We start from the raw sequence: 16,090 nt of genomic DNA, 5'->3' as shown, positions 1-16,090 counted from the left end.
CTCCCACATTTTGTTCTGCCTATTACTCAGGAATACGCAGTGTCTGGCCTGGGTAGATCTTGTCCGGGTGCGACAACAGTGGTTTGTTGGCCTCGAAGATCTTGTTGTACTGGTTGGCGTTACCGTACACCGCCAGGGAAATCGCGCTGAGGGTGTCGCCCTTTTTCACCACGACGAAACGAGCAGCGGCAACCGCAGGGCCCGATACAGTGATCTGATCATCCACGCTCGCCACACCAGCAATGTTGCCCAACGCCAACAGAATCTTCTCTTTCTCTTCCTGCGTAGCAACTTCACCAGTCACCGTGACCTTGTCGCCATCCACCGTGGTCTGCACGTTTGGATTACCCAGGCCCACCTTGCTCACATGCTCCTTCAACTGCTCACTCGCATTCGCATTACCCGGCGTCAACAGGTCGACAATCTTTTCGCCGGCTTCTTTGATAAAACTGAAAATACTCATGGTGCGCTCTCCTTGGGATTTAATTTCCAGATGCCCAAGACTAGACCAGTCCTACAGACTTGGGTTCCAGAGCCACCAAAGACTCAAAAGTATTGAATTCACTCACCCTTGGAATAAGCCCGCAGTGAAGCGGCGATTCCACCGTGATCGACGCCATCTATCAACAGATCAATACTGGCAATTAGACGCGACCCTTTGTCGCGCCTAGTCTAAACACTGACCCATCCGCCGGTGGTACTGCCCCATGAACGCCAAGCGCCCAACCTGCGCGGCGCCCGCACTCGAAACGACCGCGCCCGTCGCCAGCCAGAGCTATCAATATTGCAATCTTGGACACACAGAAATCGCCAGTACTGCACTGGCCGAAGAGGTGGCGTTGGCGATTGCCTATAACGATATCAGCCAGGCGGTGATGCTGGTGACGCCCACGGACCTGGAAGACTTCATTGTCGGCTTCAGCCTCGGCAGCGGCATTATCACCGACGTCAGCGACATCTATGACCTGAAGATCAGCGGCTGCGGCTCTGCCCAATATGCTCAGGTGCAGATTTCCAGCCGTGCATTCTGGAACCTCAAGCAGCAGCGCCGCCAATTGGCGGGCACCAGCGGTTGCGGCCTGTGCGGAGTAGAAGCGGTTGAACAGGCACTGCCCGACCTGCAAGTGCTGCCCGGCGCGCCCTTGCCGCCCGCCGAATGGCTCGATGGCCTGCGCCAGCGCATCAGTGCATTCCAGCCTCTGGGCCAGTACAGCGGCGCGGTGCATGCGGCGGTGTTTATGAACAATCAGGGCGAATTGCTGGTGGGTCGCGAAGACATCGGCCGGCACAACGCCCTGGATAAATTGATCGGCGCCTTGGTCCGCGCAAACATCCCGACCAACGGCGGCCTGGCGATTGTCACCAGTCGCTGCAGCCTCGAATTGATCCAGAAAGTCCTGCGCGCCGGCATCCAGACGCTGGTCAGCCTGTCCTCGCCCACCGGCTTGGCCCTTCAATGGGCACGTCGGCACAACCTCAATCTCATCCACCTGCCGCAGAAAAGCGCGCCGCGGGTTTACAGCCCAGCGATGGAGTACCAGCCATGAGCCTTCACCACCAAGCCGACCAAACCCCAACCCCGCGCTACAAGCCTTATAAAGGCCCGGCTGGCGGCTGGGGCGCGCTGATCAGCGTAGCGCAAGCCTGGTTGACCAGTGACAATGCGCTGAAAAACATCCGCATGATGCTCAAGACCAACCAGAACGGCGGTTTCGATTGCCCGGGCTGCGCCTGGGGCGACTCGCCGGAAAGCGGCATGGTCAAGTTCTGCGAAAACGGCGCAAAAGCGGTCAACTGGGAAGCCACCAAGCGCCGCGTCGATGCGGCGTTTTTCGCCAAGCACAGCGTCACAGCCTTGCTGGAGCAAAGCGACTACTGGCTGGAATACCAGGGCCGCCTGACCGAGCCGATGCGCTATGACACCGCGACCGACCGCTACATGCCCATCAGTTGGGAAGCGGCCTTCGACCTGATCGGCAAGCACCTCAACGCACTGCCCAGCCCGAACATGGCCGAGTTCTACACCTCGGGCCGCGCCAGCAACGAAGCCGCCTACCTGTACCAGTTGTTTGTACGCGCCTACGGCACCAACAACTTCCCGGACTGCTCGAACATGTGCCACGAGGCCAGCGGCGTAGCCCTGGCCCAGAGTGTGGGCGTGGGCAAAGGCACCGTGACCTTTGACGACTTCGAACATGCCGACGCTATTTTCGTCTGGGGCCAGAACCCCGGCACCAACCACCCGCGCATGCTTGAACCGCTACGCGAGGCGGTGAAACGCGGCGCCCAGGTGGTGTGTATCAACCCACTGAAAGAGCGCGGTCTGGAACGCTTCCAGCATCCGCAACATCCGCTGGAAATGCTCACCAACGGTGACAAGCCAACCAATACAGCCTACTTCCGCCCCGCGTTGGGCGGCGACATGGCCATCCTGCGTGGCATGGCCAAGTTTCTGCTGCTGTGGGAACGCCAGGCCCTGGCCGAAGGCACGGAAGCGGTGTTCGACCATGATTTCCTCAACGAGCACACCACCAACGTACTGGAGTACCTGGGCCAGATTGACGACACGTCATGGGAAGAAATCGTCGAGCAATCCGGCCTGACCTTGGTTGAAATCGAGCAAGCGGCGCGCATGTACGCCACAGGCAAGAACGTGATCATGTGCTGGGCGATGGGGATTACCCAGCACCGCCACTCGGTACCGACCATCCAGGAAATCGCCAACCTGATGCTGCTGCGCGGCAATATCGGCCGCCCCGGCGCCGGCCTGTGCCCTGTGCGGGGCCACAGTAACGTGCAGGGCGATCGCACCATGGGCATCAATGAACGCCCACCGGTAGCCTTCCTTGACGCGCTGGAGCGTCGCTTCCAGTTCCAGGTGCCACGCGACAGCGGCCACAACGTGGTGGAGGCGATTCACGCCATGCTCGAAGGCCGCTCCAAAGTGTTTATCGGCCTGGGCGGCAACTTTGCCCAAGCCACACCAGACAGCCTGCGCACCTTCGAAGCGTTGCGCAATTGCGACCTGACCGTACAGATCAGCACCAAGCTCAACCGCAGCCACCTGATGCACGGTAAAGACGCGCTGATCCTGCCGTGCCTGGGACGTACCGATATCGACATCCAGGCCGACGGCCCGCAAGCGGTGACGGTGGAGGACTCGTTCAGCATGGTCCATGGCTCCAACGGCCAACTGCAACCGCTGTCGGCGCAGATGAAGTCTGAACCTGCGATCCTGGCCGGGATTGCCGCCGCCACCTTGGGCAGCAAACCGGTGGACTGGAATTGGCTGGTGGCCGATTACGGGCGCATTCGCGACCTGATTGCCGACACCATCCCGGGCTTCAAGGACTTCAACGAGCGCATCAAGCACCCAGGGGGGTTCTACCTTGGCAACTCGGCCGGTGCACGCCGCTGGAACACACCATCGGGCCGCGCCAACTTCCGCCCGAACATCCTGCCCAAGGACCTGATCCACGAACGAACCCATGCCACGGGCCGGGTGCCGGACCTGATCATGCAGTCGATGCGCTCCCACGATCAGTACAACACCACCATCTATGGCCTGGACGACCGTTACCGCGGGGTCAAGGGCCAGCGTGACGTGCTGTTCGTCAATGAAGCCGACATCATCCGCCTGGGCTTCAAGCCAGGGCAGAAGGCTGACATCGTGTCGTTGTGGGAGGATGGCCGTGAGCGCCGTGTGAAGGGCTTTACCTTGCTGGCGTTTGATATTCCGGCGGGGCAGGCAGCGGCGTACTACCCGGAGGTGAATCCACTGGTGCCGCTGGAAAGCACTGGCGAGGGTAGCCACACGCCGACGTCGAAGTTCGTCGCGATCCGTCTAGAAGCCGCAAGTGACAGCGGGCTGATCATGGCACGCTCGGCCTGACTTGATCCGAACTATTCGTTGCTTGAACCACCGCTGTCGCGGGCAAGCCCCCTCCCACACTTGGAATGCATTTCAAATATGGGAGGGGGACTTGAGGCCAGCACAGTCACGACAGATTCTGCGGGCACAAAAAAGGCCGCTTTTGCATAAAAGCGGCCGTTCCGAAGTAACTAAAGACCTGTAAAAACAACTTAAGTTCCCGATAAAAAACAGTAACTTAGCAAATTGTATACAACCTCTGCCGCCGGTCGGATTTCGATTGTCAGCGTCTCGATACAACCTCAGGATCGCGCCGTCATCCCCTTGAGGTTTCCCTGAATGAAGTTTTCCTCGATTCTCTTGTTGTCCCTTGGCCTGGTCAGTGGCGCAGCCATGGCCGGTGGCACCACCGAAGCCGGTGTAGGCGGCGCATTGGGCGGGGTTCTAGGTTCTGTTGTCGGCCAACAGTTGGGCGGCAACACCGGCTCGACCATTGGCGCAGCCCTGGGCGGCGCGGGCGGCAGTGCGGTCGGTGCCGACAAGCGTAGCCGAGGCGAAGCCGCCATTGGCGGCGCATTGGGCGCAGCCGGTGGCAACGTCGTGGGCCGCAGTGTCGGCGGCAGCACCGGCGCACTGATCGGCTCTGCGGCCGGCGGTGGTGCAGGTGGCGCATTGGGCAACTACATGGGTAACGACAGTGATCGTGACGACCGCCGTTATCGCGATCGCGACCGTGACGACCGTCGTTACTACCGCGATGGCCACCCAGGCCGCGGCCATGCCTATGGGCATCGCAAGAACAAGCACCGTTATCGCGACTGATAAATACGTGACCTGACGAACACAGCACCTGTGTGGGAGTGGCGGTACGCCCCTCCCACATTTGCTTCAGCGGCGTTTGCCAAATAGCGTCAAACCACCAGTCGCTGCAACACCTCACGCAACACGGCCGGAATCGGCACCGGCTGGTTCGACGCCCGATCCACAAACACATGCACAAAGCGCCCCGCAGCGCAGGCCTCTTCTTCGCCGGCCTTGAACACCGCCAGCTCATACTGCACCGAACTATTACCCAGCTTGCCCACTCGCATGCCGATTTCAATGCGCTCGGGAAATGCAATCGACGCAAAATAATCGCACGCCGAACTCACCACGAACCCCACCACCTCACCGTCGTGAATATCCAGCCCGCCCTGTTCGATCAGGTAGGTATTCACCGCCGTATCGAAAAAGCTGTAGTAGGTGACGTTGTTCACATGCCCATAGGCATCGTTGTCATGCCAGCGCGTGGTGATTGGCTGGAAGTAGCGGTAATCGGCGCGCAGGAGCGTTGAGTCAGGCATCGGCAAGTCTCGTCAGAGTAGGTCTAATTGAGCGTGGGCCCAGTCGCGCACTTCGGCGTAGGGGTAGTCCTCCAGCGCGGCAAAACCGGGAATGCCCCGCGCCTTCAACTTGGTAAACAACGGCACGCTGATACCGCCGAGAAACCGCGTCAGCCGCTCGGCACCGGGTAGCTCGCCAGTGTGCTCATGATGCCTGTGGATAAAATCGCCGCACAGCCCCATGAAGCTTTTATCCACAAGTGGCGGCAGGCTTGGCGGAGACGGCAGATACGCGACATGGCCGTGGCACACCGAACAATGCCCACAACGCTGGGGAGCGTTTTCATCACCGAAGTACTGCGCCAGGCGTTGCCCCAGGCAGTGTTCGGTGGCGAACAGGTCGAGCATGGCGTGAATCCGCGCTACCTCCGTCACTTCATGCTGCTTGAAGCCTGTGTATAACTCGGCGCTCAATACCCGTGGATCGAAATCGGTGTCGAGCAGGCTGTAGACCTCGGTCATCTGTTTGCTTTCCAGCTCGATCAAGCCCTGCTCCTGGAAGTAATCCAGCGCCTTTACCACCCTGCTGCGCTCGGCATTGTGCTGTTGATAAAGCGCCTCGAAATCCACCGTTGCCCAGGTTTTCGCACGCTTGCACACCTGGATGATCGCAGCGACAAACTGCTGACGCTCACCGGAAAACCGTGCGAGCAAGGCGTCGGGCTCGATCAGGTACTTGAAACGGTATTCGGCATAAAACGCATAGCGCGGTGCGATCACGCCCTTGAGCTCCAATTGCACCAGCAGCGTCTTGAGCGGCAGCTCGCGAATATTGCTGTGATCGGACAGCGACCTGAGCAGGAACTCCCACTGCCCTTCGCTGCGTGCGGCCTGCAACTCCTCGAGGACACGGCCAATGCCCTCTTGCTCCGGCGTGTCGCCGTAGACGAAATTTTCCAGCACATTGAGGCTGTCGCGATTGGCCAACACCAGGCAATCCGACGGCTGCCCGTCGCGCCCTGCACGGCCGATTTCCTGGCTGTAGTTCTCGATGGACTTTGGCAGGTCGAAGTGCACCACATTGCGGATATCGCTTTTATCGATGCCCATGCCGAACGCGATGGTTGCGACGATGCAATTGGAACGCCCACCCATGAAACGCTGCTGGATGCCCTCGCGTTTATCGTGGGGCAGCCCCGCGTGGTAAGCCTCGGCCTGAATGCCGTGGCGGTTCAGATGCTCGGCAATCTGCTCGGCGGTTTTTTGCAAAGTGACATAGACGATGCTCGGTTGGTTGGCCCGTTCCGTCATCCACTCAACCAACCTGCGGCGCTTGTGCTGGCCGCTGACCGGTTCCACCAGCAGGTTGAGGTTGGGCCGATAGAAGCCGGTGGTCACCACATCCCCGGGGGCAATCGCGAACTTGGCCTGCATGTCGGCGATTACCTTAGGCGTCGCCGTGGCCGTCAGCAGCAACGCTTGCGGGATATTGAACTGGCGCTGGTAGTCCGGCAGCTTCAAATAGTCCGGGCGGAAGTTGTGGCCCCACTCGGAGATGCAGTGCGCCTCGTCCACCACCAGCAGCGAGATCTGCACGCTGTGCAAAAAGTTACGGAAGCGCTCGTTCTTCAAGCGCTCCACGGAAATCATCAGGATTTTCAGCTCGCCCGAACGCGCACGAGCCATGACATCATTGGCGTCATCGCGGCTCTGGGCCGAATCGATACTGCCCGCCGAAATACCGTGGCGCTGCAGGAAACCTAACTGGTCCTGCATCAGTGCCAGCAAGGGCGACACCACTAGCGTCAGGTGCGGCAGCAACACCGCCGACAGCTGATAACACAGGGACTTGCCCGACCCCGTAGGGAAAATGGCCGCGGCGGAGCGCCCAGCCAGGACGGCGCTGACCGTTTCTTCCTGGCCCAAGCGAAACTGTGGATAACCGAAGACCTGCCGGAGGGTGTCGTGCATAAGGCTGTCACTCCATTGACCGCTGGGTTGGCTCAAAAACATAGCCTGGGAAACTCAGCGAATCGAGAAAGGTCGCAAGGAAAAAAGAGACAGAATGATACACAGGGCGAAGGATGGCCCAGGGCCGAAGTGGGACTTTTCCTAGGAAATAGCAGGAAGCGCCAGAATCGAATGTAGGGTGCGGCCTTGCCCGCGTTCCCATGTCAGGTTGTTGGTGGTTTTTTAACCTGCCTGTACGTTGATGCATTGCGCTACAATCAAAGCCTTGCTAACCAGGAGTACGCTGCAATGAGCGAACTGACGTTTGAGCAAAAACAGGATCACTATCATAAGATCCGCCGTTCCAATTACCTGGCCAGCCTGCGCCTGGAAGGGTTCGATACCCAACCGGCCGATGTCGACAAGCCCCTGCCGACCCGCGAAGCCGTCCTGGCCAAGTACCGCAACACCTCCCGCTGATGCTCGACAAATACGGGGTGGGCCAGGACCCGTACTGCTACCCCGGTAGCAGCGTCCTGCGCAACCGCCTCGATTTGCTCGATGAAGCACGCCTGCATCAGGCCGAGCGAGAGTTATCCGAAATTGCAGTAGGCAACCTTCCGCTCTTTCCGCCGCCCTACGACCTCGAACGTCTGCAACACATTCACCGCATCCTGTTCGGCGACATTTATGACTGGGCTGGCGAACTGCGCAGCGTCAACATCCAGAAAGGTGACACGCTGTTCTGCACTCCGGAGCGTATCCCACCGGAAGCTGCAAAAATCATTCAACGCATGCTGGAAGCCAATTGGTATGTCGGCGCATCCCAGGCCGATCTCGTCCACCAAATCGCTGAAGCTTATGGCGATCTGAATGTCATCCATCCCTTCCGCGAAGGCAATGGACGGGCACAGCGGATCCTGTTTGAGCAGATCATCGTGAATGCGGGGTTTTCGGTGAACTGGTGGCTGGTGAAACACGCGGCATGGATACCGGCGAATATTGATGCGGTGGCGTGTGACTATCGGGGACTGGAGGCGATTTTTGGGCGGTGTATCAGTAAGCCTCTCAGTGTCTGATCGAAGCGCGAACGATTAAACTATCTGTTTATTGCCCGATAACAAACTCACTTCTAAGCCACTGACCACCTGAACGCGACAGCCCCCTCACCCACTCCTACGTACCCACCATGAACCTGGCCCCCAACTTCCCCGAAGATCCTGTCATGCAGCAACTCCTGCAATTGCTGCATGAAGAATTCAGTCTGCCGAAACACAAGACCATCAGCCTGCAAACCTCGCTCAACTTCGACCTTGCTTGCGATGGCGTTGAGGCCAAGCAATTCATGGAGGCGCTGGAACAGGATTTCGGGGTCGACCTAAGCGACTACGACGCTTATCGTTACTTTCAGCCGCCGGTATTCGACGTATTCTTGAAGCGACGCGCCAAAGGCCGTGGCGACAAAATACCGCTGACCATCGGCATGCTCTACCTGGCGAGCAAGACCCTCAGGTGGGACACGCAGACCTTGGAAAACCTGAGCTGATCCCAAGAGCACTGAGATCCAAATGTGGGAGGGGGCTTGCCCCCTTCCACATTGGTTCTGCGCTAATCTGGCGAGCGGTATGCATAACAAGGACCTTACATGGACGTACTAATGGGCCTGCTGGCCGCCCTGCTCTGGGGTGGCACGGACTTTCTGGTGGGCCTCAATGCCCGCGCCGTTGGCGTTAAACGCGCGGTGTATTTCGGCCAAGCCCTCGGCTTTCTGATTATGACTTTGCTGCTGGTCATATTCCCGACCTACCTTTTCAAATCCCTCGATGCTCCGTTAAGCGTCTGGCTCCTGGGCATCGCTGCCGCCCTGCTGACCGTTTCCGGTGCCCTCGCACTGTCCAAGGCGTTCGCCTTGGGCAAAGCCGCCATCGTCGCGCCATTGGTCACTTCTTATGGTGTAGTGACCACCCTGCTGTCCTGGGCCAGCGGTGAGCACATCAGCCTGATACAACTGGGCTGCATCGCCCTGTGCGTGATTGGCGTGGTCCTGTCCAGCATCCACAAGGAAAACGGCACGCCCCACAACAACCCGCGCCTGTCCATCGCCTACGCCATGCTCGCAGCAACGCTGTACGGCACCAGTTTCTGGCTGCAAGGTCGCTACACACTGCCGGCGCTGGGGCCGATAACGATGTTGTGGTTGGGGTACCTGGTGGGCCTATGCGTGCTGGTGGTGATGGTGCTGAAGATCAAGGACGGCCTGAAGATCCCACCGCTGAAAAATTGCGCGACGTTGACCGGAGCGAGCCTGATGAACCTCGGCGGGTTCTCGGCGTTTTCGTGGGGTGCGATGGCGGGGTCGGTATCGGTGGTGACGGTGATCAGTACACTATCGGGCGGTATTGCGGCGATCCTGGGGTTTGTGTTTTTCAAGGAGCGCTTGTCGGCGGTACAGGTGCTCGGGGTTGTGCTGGTGCTGGTCGGCGCGGTGCTGCTGCACATCGCCCACTAACCCTGCGCGCACAAAAAAGCCGCCTGTAGGAGGCGGCTTTTTCACAACAGCTAAGTCTTACAACTTAGGACCCGCCGCCTTGATCGCATCGCTCACTTCAAACTTCTTGAAGTTCTCGATAAACAGACCAGCCAGCGCCTTCGCGGCTTCGTCGTAGGCAGCTTTGTCAGCCCAGGTGTTACGTGGGTTCAACAGGCCGGTTTCAACGCCCGGTACGGCCAATGGCACGTCGAGGTTGATGGTGTCGAGGTGTTCAGTCTGCGCACCGATCAACGCGCCGCTCTGGATCGCGGCGATCACGCCGCGAGTAGTCGGGATGTTGAAGCGTTTGCCGACGCCGTAGCCGCCGCCGGTCCAGCCGGTGTTGACCAGGTAGACCTTGGAGCCGAAACCACGGATACGCTTGATCAAAAGCTCTGCGTATTCACCGGCTGGGCGTGGGAAGAACGGCGCGCCGAAGCAGGTGGAGAAGGTCGACTTGATACCGCTGCCGGAACCCATTTCAGTCGAGCCCACCAACGCGGTGTAGCCGGACAGGAAGTGGTAGGCCGCTTGTTCTTCGCTGAGGATCGACACGGGCGGCAGTACACCGGTCAGGTCGCAGGTCAGGAAGATCACCGCGTTTGGCTCGCCGCCCAGGTTGTGCTCGGAACGCTTGGCAACGTGCTCCAGCGGGTAGGCGGCACGGCTGTTCTGGGTCAGGCTGACATCGGCGTAGTCGGCGTGCTTGGCCTCGTCGATAACGACGTTTTCCAGCACAGCGCCGTGCTTGATGGCTTTCCAGATAACCGGCTCGTTCTTCTCCGACAGGTCGATGCACTTGGCATAGCAACCGCCTTCGATGTTGAACACCACACCTTCGCCCCAGCCGTGCTCGTCGTCACCGATCAAGTAACGGCTTTCGTCGGCGGACAGGGTGGTCTTGCCGGTGCCGGACAGGCCGAAGAACAGGGTCACGTCGCCTGCTTCGCCAATGTTGGCGGCGCAGTGCATCGGCAATACGTCGGAGGCCGGCAGCAGGAAGTTCTGCACCGAGAACATGGCCTTTTTCATTTCACCGGCGTAACGCATGCCGGCGATCAGCACTTTTTTCTGGGCGAAGTTGAGGATCACGCAACCGTCGGAGTTGGTGCCGTCACGCTCTGGCACGCACTCGAAGTTGGCCACGTTGAGCACTTGCCACTCTTCACGACCGGCCGGGTTGTACTGGGCCGGGTTGATGAACAGGCAACGACCGAACAGGTTCTGCCAGGCAGTCTGGGTGGTCATTTTCACGGCCAGGTAGTGGTCTTCGGAAGCACCTACATGCACGTGGGACACAAAATGCTCTTGCGCGTTGTTGAACGCCTCGACGCGAGCCCACAGGGCATCGAACTTGTCGGCCGGGAACTTGCGGTTGATCGGGCCCCAGGCAATGGCGTCCTGGGTGGAAGGCTCTTCAACGATGAAACGGTCAACCGGCGAACGCCCGGTACGATGACCGGTTTCTACGACCAGCGCGCCAGTATCGGCAAGCACGCCTTCACCGCGCTGCAGGGCTTCTTTGACCAGATCGTCAACACTCAGATCGGTGTATACGGCGTTATTGGCTTGCGTCATGAGGTTCCCCGTCGGCCTATGGCCGAGTGCTCCAAACGTTTTGTAGTAGAAAGTTGCGCACTACTACCGCGAAAAAAGTGGGCCGGATTATGCCAGAAAAGCCCAAAAAGAGTAGGGCCCTCCCGTCAGAACGCCTCTAATCCGGCATTCGACAGGTAATTTACCTGTGCTTAAACGTTTTAGTGGCGGGTGTCGGAAGGGGTGTCGATACCTGCTCCGGCGAATAATTGGGCTACATCCGCGGCATCGAACAGATAACGCTCGTTGCAGAACTGGCAGTCGATCTCGATATGGCCGCCATGTTCCACCACCAGGTTTTGCGCATCTTCCAGGCCCAGGCTGACCAAGGCATTGGCCGAACGCTCGCGCGAGCAACTGCAATTGAAGCGCAGCCCCTGTGCATCGAACAGGCGCACGGCCTCTTCATGGTACAGGCGGTGCAGGATGGTTTCGTTGTCCAGGCCCAGCAGCTCTTCGGCCTTCAACGTGTCGGCCAGGGCGATGATATGCCGCCAGCTTTCAGCGCGATCATCGTCATCCTTGATGCGGTCGGCCGGCAGTTGTTGCACCAGCAAGCCACGGGAGCGCTTGCCGTCTGCGTTAAGCCAGAACTTGGTGCCCACTTGCTGGGACATCACGAAGTAGTTGGTGAAGCATTCCGACAGGGTTTTGCCATCAAGGTCGACGATGCCCTGGTAGCGCTGGCCTTCGGTCGGGTCGACAGTGAGGGCCAGTACGCCGTTGGGCATCAGGTCGGCCAGGGTGGCGTCCGCAGCGATCTGGTCCGCTTCATATCGGGCCAGGCCGCGGATTTCGCGCTCGCTGGAGCACTCGATCATCAGCATGGGAATCGGCCCTTCGGAGCGAGCCTGCAAGATCAGCAAGCCGTCGAACTTCATCGTGCCAACCAGCAGCGCCGCAGCGGCCATCAGCTCGCCGAGCAACTGCGCGACCGGCTCCGGATAGGCATGTTTAGCGAGGACTTCGGCATAGCTGCGCTCCAACGAGACCATCTCGCCGCGGGCGTCGCTCTCATCGAAGATAAAGCGTTGGGTGAAGTCGGTATCCGGTAGATCGGTCATAGGTCTGGGTATCTGAAGTGATGACAAAATGATTACAAGGTTTATAAAATTAAACGCTTTAGCACCATGTTGGTGCGACTTCTCCTGAAAACAAGGAGCTTAATAGAGCGATGAGGGACAGTTTATGAACAATCCGGGTTTGTTCCAAGCCAACTGGAACCTCCGGCGATGGGCTCTTTGCAATCTACTCGCTATCGGACTGCTGTGTTTTTGGCTCTGGCCCACGGGCCAGATGCTCTGTGTAATTTTCGACGAGTGGCTGTTTCATCTGCTCAATGATCCGCTGGCGACCAGCTCGACCTGGTTGCATGTGTGGGCCGTGGCCAGCCTGCGGCCATTTGATGCGGTGGTCGGCGTGATTTTGCTGGCGTTGCTGATTCGCGGCGATTGGGTGTTCAAGGCCGTGCAGGTGCGCCAGGCATTTTTTGGTTTTCTAGGCATTCTGCTGCTGTTGCTGTTTATCCGCATGCTGTTCTCCAAGCTCGCGGCCCAAATGGGCTGGCAACACAGTAGCCCGTCGATGGTGATCAGCGGCGCGATTCAAATGAGTGATTTTTTCCCTGGGCTGGAAAAAACCTGGGAGTTGAAGGACCGCTCAAGCCAGAGCTTCCCCGGCGATCACGCTTCGGTGCTGTTGATCTGGGGGATGTTCATGACGGTGTTTACCAAGCGCGTCAGCCAGGTGCTGGTGATCTGGGGCCTGGCGCTGTTGTTCATGACGCCGCGACTGGTTGCCGGCGCACACTGGGGCCAGGATGACTACATCGGTGGGGTGCTGCTGGCGCTGTTGGCGCTGGGGTGGGGGTATTACACGCCGTTTGCAGCGAAGGTGTCGGAGTTCCTGTTGCGGATAACTGCGCCGGTGTTCGGGTTGCTGGGCAAACTGCCGGTGATCGGGCGATTGAGTGTCATGCGCACACCCTTTTAACACCGAAGGCTAAATGTGGAAGGGGCTTGCCCCCTCCCACATTTTTGATCCCCTTCGAGTTGGAGATTGGTGTAATCAGTCGTCGTTACCGCTGCCGCGAAACTTGAATAGATCACGGCGCTGCTTCTTGCTTGGCTTGCCATCGGTGGTCATGCCGGTCGCCCCGGCCTTGCGCATGGCCGCGGCGTTTTCGCGCTTGGCGATACTCGCTTCGGTCTCGGTGTACAGCGCCTGCGCTTCGGGTGCCCCACGGCGCACGGCAGAAAGCGCCTGCACCACGACAGTCTTTTCATCAAAACCTGTACGAATCTGAAACTCATCACCGATACGCGGCTCTTTGCCCGGTTTGCAGCGCTCGCCTCGATGGTGCACCTTGCCACTCTCGATAGCGGCCTTGGCAAGGGCACGAGTCTTATAGAACCGCGCCGCCCACAACCACTTGTCCAGCCGGACCTTTTCTTCCTCTTCCTGCTTTTGAGCCACTTGAATTCCTCGCTCTGAAAAATGTCGCAACTTTACCGTTGAAACCCTTCGACGCATAAACCCCAAGGCTCACCTAAGATACGCCAGGTAGTACCCTGATTTCGCGAGGTTCCGCTGTGACCGACTTTCCCGCTTCACTCACCTCGCCTGACCAGCGGTGCGTGGGTTGCCAGCAAAGCGAGCCCCTGGGCTTTGATTTCGCTTTCGCCTACCAGCCTATCGTAGACCTTCGGGATCACTCTATTTTCGCCCACGAAGCCCTGGTGCGGGGCACGCTAGGCGAAGGCGCGCTGTCGGTGCTGGAGCGGGTCAATGAAAGCAATCGGTATCGCTTCGACCAGCGCTGCCGCACCCAGGCTATTGCCGGGGCTTCTGCCCTGGGGATGCAAACCCGCCTGTCCATTAATTTCATGCCCAATGCCGTATACCGGCCTGAGCTGTGTATTCGCAGTACCCTGGAGGCGGCGCGGGCGCATAACTTTCCTTTGGACCGGCTGATTTTCGAGACCCTGGAACACGAGCACGTAGATAACTATCGCCATTTGACCAATATTCTGCGTGAATACCGCGAATTCGGCTTCATGACCGCCATCGACGATTTCGGCGCGGGCTATTCGGGGCTGAATCTGCTGGCTGATTTCCAACCTGACTTGATCAAGCTCGACATGGCACTGATCCGCGATGTCGATCAGGACCGTGTCCGCCAGGTGATCGTCCAGGGGATTGTCACAATCTGTGAGCAGTTGGGGGTTACTGTCATCGCCGAAGGTATCGAAAGTGCCGGCGAGCGCGACTTCCTGTTCGACTGTGGAATATTTCTGATGCAGGGCTACTGGTTCGCCAGGCCCGCATTCAAGGCCTTGGCCGAGGTTTCTCCTCAGGCCTGGGCGAATTAACCGGTTACCCATATTGAAGACATTTGACCATTTGACCGTTGTGGGTCTGCGTGAGTGGGTGGCACTACCCGACCTGGGAGTGGCGGGCCTGCGCGCGAAGATCGACACCGGTGCCAGTACCTCAAGCCTGCACGCCACCGATATCGAGCCCTTCGAGCGCGACGGTGAACAGTGGGTGCGCTTTACCGCGCACCTGGGCAGCGTGGTGCAGTTGCGTCACCGCCGCTGCGAAGCGCCCCTGGTGACGATGAAAACCATCAAGAGCTCCAACGGTCATGCGCAGGTGCGCTACGTGATCAGTACCACCCTGGCGCTGGGCGATCGGGTGTGGCGGGTGGAGTTCACCCTCGCCTGCCGCAAGGCCATGCGCTATCGCCTGCTGCTGGGTTCCAAAGCCTTGATTGACGGCCAATTGGTCGTCAGCCCCGGCGTCAAGTACGTTCAAGACAAGCCGGTGTTCCCGGTCTCCACTATTTCTGCCCCAGGTGCTGCATGAAGATTGCTGTGCTGTCGCGAAACCCGCGTCTGTATTCCACCCGCCGCCTGGTCGAGGCCGGCACCGAACGTGGCCATGAAATGGTGGTGATCGACACGTTGCGTGCCTACATGAACATTGCCAGCCACAAACCGCAGATCCACTACCGGGGCAAACCCCTGGAAGGCTTCGATGCGGTGATTCCGCGTATCGGCGCCTCGGTAACGTTTTATGGCTGCGCGGTATTGCGCCAGTTTGAAATGATGGGGGTGTTTCCCCTGAATGAATCCGTGGCCATTGCACGCTCGCGAGACAAACTGCGTTCGCTGCAACTGCTGTCGCGCCGGGGCATCGGCCTGCCGGTGACCGGGTTTGCCCACTCCCCGGATGACATCCCCGACCTGATCGAGATGGTCAATGGCGCGCCACTGGTGATCAAGGTGCTGGAAGGCACCCAGGGCATCGGCGTAGTGCTATGTGAAACTGCGACGGCGGCGGAGTCAGTCATCGAGGCATTCATGGGCCTCAAGCAGAACATCATGGTGCAGGAATACATCAAGGAAGCCGGCGGTGCGGATATCCGCTGCTTCGTGGTGGGCGACAAGGTGATTGCAGCCATGAAGCGCCAGGCCAAGCCCGGTGAGTTCCGCTCCAACCTGCACCGTGGCGGCAGCGCCAGCCTGATCAAGATCACCCCGGAAGAACGCATGACTGCGCTGCGGGCAGCCAAGGTGATGGGTTTGAGTGTAGCGGGCGTGGATATCCTGCGTTCCAACCATGGGCCGCTGGTGATGGAGGTGAACTCATCGCCCGGCCTGGAAGGGATCGAGACCACCACCGGCAAGGATGTGGCAGGGATCATCATTCAGCACTTGGAGAAGAATGGTGGGCCGAATATGACTCGGACCAAGGGCAAGGGCTAAAAGCCTATTTAGGCCCGACATAAAACCAATGTGGGAGGGGGCAAGCCCTCTC

General features: G+C 59.1%; 17 protein-coding genes. 11 read left to right on the top strand and 6 right to left on the bottom strand.

The annotated features are described in order from the left end of the window. Positions 1-22 precede the first annotated feature (22 nt). Positions 23-463, bottom strand: coding sequence for a peptidoglycan-binding protein LysM (gene lysM, locus BLU48_RS29775; RefSeq protein ID WP_043047371.1), 441 nt, complete (start codon positions 461-463; stop codon positions 23-25). Between the two features lie 244 nt (positions 464-707). Between lysM and fdhD the strand changes: the two genes are divergently transcribed. The 3 genes from fdhD (at position 708) to BLU48_RS29760 (ending at position 4,693) form a co-directional block, all read left to right on the top strand. After that, a complete protein-coding gene (fdhD, locus tag BLU48_RS29770; RefSeq protein WP_057024752.1) occupies positions 708-1,547 on the top strand; it encodes a formate dehydrogenase accessory sulfurtransferase FdhD in 840 nt (279 codons plus the stop codon). Continuing rightward, on the top strand, positions 1,544-3,892 hold the full coding sequence (locus tag BLU48_RS29765; RefSeq protein ID WP_057024753.1) for an FdhF/YdeP family oxidoreductase: 2,349 nt from the start codon (positions 1,544-1,546) through the stop codon (positions 3,890-3,892). The genes fdhD and BLU48_RS29765 overlap by 4 nt, the downstream gene beginning before the upstream one ends. 318 nt (positions 3,893-4,210) lie before the next feature. Then, on the top strand, positions 4,211-4,693 hold the full coding sequence (locus BLU48_RS29760; protein WP_057024754.1) for a glycine zipper domain-containing protein: 483 nt from the start codon (positions 4,211-4,213) through the stop codon (positions 4,691-4,693). 89 nt (positions 4,694-4,782) lie between these two features. Here the strand turns inward: BLU48_RS29760 and BLU48_RS29755 are convergent, their stop codons facing one another. Both BLU48_RS29755 and BLU48_RS29750 read right to left on the bottom strand, forming a co-directional pair. Continuing rightward, complete coding sequence (locus tag BLU48_RS29755) at positions 4,783-5,214, bottom strand: acyl-CoA thioesterase (protein ID WP_057024755.1); 432 nt, start codon at positions 5,212-5,214, stop codon at positions 4,783-4,785. A gap of 12 nt (positions 5,215-5,226) precedes the next feature. Then, entirely contained in the window at positions 5,227-7,164 is a 1,938-nt protein-coding gene (locus BLU48_RS29750; RefSeq protein ID WP_057024756.1) for a RecQ family ATP-dependent DNA helicase, read from the bottom strand. Between the two features lie 288 nt (positions 7,165-7,452). Between BLU48_RS29750 and BLU48_RS29745 the strand changes: the two genes are divergently transcribed. The 4 genes from BLU48_RS29745 to BLU48_RS29730 all read left to right on the top strand — a co-directional run bounded on the left by BLU48_RS29745 (position 7,453) and on the right by BLU48_RS29730 (position 9,652). Further along, positions 7,453-7,623 carry a YhfG family protein gene (locus tag BLU48_RS29745; RefSeq protein ID WP_005783831.1) on the top strand — a complete coding sequence of 57 codons (171 nt, stop codon included), beginning with the start codon at positions 7,453-7,455 and terminating at the stop codon, positions 7,621-7,623. Next, complete coding sequence (locus BLU48_RS29740) at positions 7,623-8,222, top strand: putative adenosine monophosphate-protein transferase Fic (protein WP_057024757.1); 600 nt, start codon at positions 7,623-7,625, stop codon at positions 8,220-8,222. Before BLU48_RS29745 ends, BLU48_RS29740 begins: the two co-directional genes overlap by 1 nt. A gap of 110 nt (positions 8,223-8,332) precedes the next feature. Continuing rightward, on the top strand, positions 8,333-8,689 hold the full coding sequence (locus BLU48_RS29735) for a DUF1493 family protein (RefSeq protein ID WP_057024758.1): 357 nt from the start codon (positions 8,333-8,335) through the stop codon (positions 8,687-8,689). 99 nt (positions 8,690-8,788) lie between these two features. Continuing rightward, positions 8,789-9,652: a DMT family transporter gene (locus BLU48_RS29730; RefSeq protein ID WP_231989006.1), complete on the top strand. Its 864-nt coding sequence runs from the start codon at positions 8,789-8,791 to the stop codon at positions 9,650-9,652. Between the two features lie 57 nt (positions 9,653-9,709). On the opposite strand, the gene BLU48_RS29725 is transcribed toward BLU48_RS29730, so the two are convergent. Then, the gene (locus tag BLU48_RS29725; RefSeq protein WP_057024760.1) at positions 9,710-11,251 is read right to left on the bottom strand and encodes a phosphoenolpyruvate carboxykinase; all 1,542 of its coding nucleotides are present in this window, start codon (positions 11,249-11,251) and stop codon (positions 9,710-9,712) included. Between the two features lie 179 nt (positions 11,252-11,430). Then, a complete protein-coding gene (hslO, locus tag BLU48_RS29720; protein ID WP_046070424.1) occupies positions 11,431-12,333 on the bottom strand; it encodes an Hsp33 family molecular chaperone HslO in 903 nt (300 codons plus the stop codon). A 124-nt stretch (positions 12,334-12,457) separates the two neighbouring features. On the opposite strand from hslO, the gene BLU48_RS29715 reads away from it, so the two are divergent. Continuing rightward, entirely contained in the window at positions 12,458-13,261 is an 804-nt protein-coding gene (locus BLU48_RS29715) for a phosphatase PAP2 family protein (protein WP_057024761.1), read from the top strand. Between the two features lie 75 nt (positions 13,262-13,336). Here BLU48_RS29715 and BLU48_RS29710 read toward each other — a convergent pair whose 3' ends face one another. Then, the gene (locus BLU48_RS29710) at positions 13,337-13,744 is read right to left on the bottom strand and encodes an RNA-binding S4 domain-containing protein (protein WP_056847212.1); all 408 of its coding nucleotides are present in this window, start codon (positions 13,742-13,744) and stop codon (positions 13,337-13,339) included. Positions 13,745-13,860: 116 nt separating this feature from the next. On the opposite strand from BLU48_RS29710, the gene rimA reads away from it, so the two are divergent. From rimA to rimK, 3 genes are read left to right on the top strand one after another with little or no spacing between them, the layout of a single operon-like run. Continuing rightward, positions 13,861-14,640 carry a S6 modification regulatory phosphodiesterase RimA gene (gene rimA / locus BLU48_RS29705; RefSeq protein ID WP_057024762.1) on the top strand — a complete coding sequence of 260 codons (780 nt, stop codon included), beginning with the start codon at positions 13,861-13,863 and terminating at the stop codon, positions 14,638-14,640. A gap of 13 nt (positions 14,641-14,653) precedes the next feature. Next, on the top strand, positions 14,654-15,136 hold the full coding sequence (rimB, locus tag BLU48_RS29700; RefSeq protein ID WP_043047386.1) for a retropepsin-like aspartic endopeptidase RimB: 483 nt from the start codon (positions 14,654-14,656) through the stop codon (positions 15,134-15,136). Continuing rightward, positions 15,133-16,038 (top strand): 30S ribosomal protein S6--L-glutamate ligase, encoded by a 906-nt coding sequence (gene rimK, locus BLU48_RS29695; RefSeq protein ID WP_003187674.1) that lies wholly within the window; start codon positions 15,133-15,135, stop codon positions 16,036-16,038. The genes rimB and rimK overlap by 4 nt, the downstream gene beginning before the upstream one ends. Positions 16,039-16,090: the final 52 nt, after the last annotated feature.

Origin of the sequence: Pseudomonas synxantha, assembly GCF_900105675.1 — a bacterium.
GTDB classification, from domain to species: domain Bacteria; phylum Pseudomonadota; class Gammaproteobacteria; order Pseudomonadales; family Pseudomonadaceae; genus Aquipseudomonas; species Aquipseudomonas synxantha.
The sequence above is the reverse complement of the archived record's forward strand: the minus strand, read 5'-3'. Positions and strand labels throughout refer to the sequence as shown.

What these genes read in the sequence shown, in the direction of transcription:
- BLU48_RS29745 (WP_005783831.1), top strand. Translation starts at nt 7,453, where the DNA reads ATGAGCGAACTGACGTTTGAGCAAAAACAGGATCACTATCATAAGATC.
- BLU48_RS29755 (WP_057024755.1), bottom strand. Translation starts at nt 5,214, where the DNA reads ATGCCTGACTCAACGCTCCTGCGCGCCGATTACCGCTACTTCCAGCCA.
- BLU48_RS29760 (WP_057024754.1), top strand. Translation starts at nt 4,211, where the DNA reads ATGAAGTTTTCCTCGATTCTCTTGTTGTCCCTTGGCCTGGTCAGTGGC.
- fdhD (WP_057024752.1), top strand. Translation starts at nt 708, where the DNA reads ATGAACGCCAAGCGCCCAACCTGCGCGGCGCCCGCACTCGAAACGACC.
- BLU48_RS29715 (WP_057024761.1), top strand. Translation starts at nt 12,458, where the DNA reads ATGAACAATCCGGGTTTGTTCCAAGCCAACTGGAACCTCCGGCGATGG.
- hslO (WP_046070424.1), bottom strand. Translation starts at nt 12,333, where the DNA reads ATGACCGATCTACCGGATACCGACTTCACCCAACGCTTTATCTTCGAT.
- BLU48_RS29735 (WP_057024758.1), top strand. Translation starts at nt 8,333, where the DNA reads ATGAACCTGGCCCCCAACTTCCCCGAAGATCCTGTCATGCAGCAACTC.
- BLU48_RS29765 (WP_057024753.1), top strand. Translation starts at nt 1,544, where the DNA reads ATGAGCCTTCACCACCAAGCCGACCAAACCCCAACCCCGCGCTACAAG.
- rimK (WP_003187674.1), top strand. Translation starts at nt 15,133, where the DNA reads ATGAAGATTGCTGTGCTGTCGCGAAACCCGCGTCTGTATTCCACCCGC.
- BLU48_RS29750 (WP_057024756.1), bottom strand. Translation starts at nt 7,164, where the DNA reads ATGCACGACACCCTCCGGCAGGTCTTCGGTTATCCACAGTTTCGCTTG.
- BLU48_RS29730 (WP_231989006.1), top strand. Translation starts at nt 8,789, where the DNA reads ATGGACGTACTAATGGGCCTGCTGGCCGCCCTGCTCTGGGGTGGCACG.
- BLU48_RS29725 (WP_057024760.1), bottom strand. Translation starts at nt 11,251, where the DNA reads ATGACGCAAGCCAATAACGCCGTATACACCGATCTGAGTGTTGACGAT.
- lysM (WP_043047371.1), bottom strand. Translation starts at nt 463, where the DNA reads ATGAGTATTTTCAGTTTTATCAAAGAAGCCGGCGAAAAGATTGTCGAC.
- BLU48_RS29740 (WP_057024757.1), top strand. Translation starts at nt 7,623, where the DNA reads ATGCTCGACAAATACGGGGTGGGCCAGGACCCGTACTGCTACCCCGGT.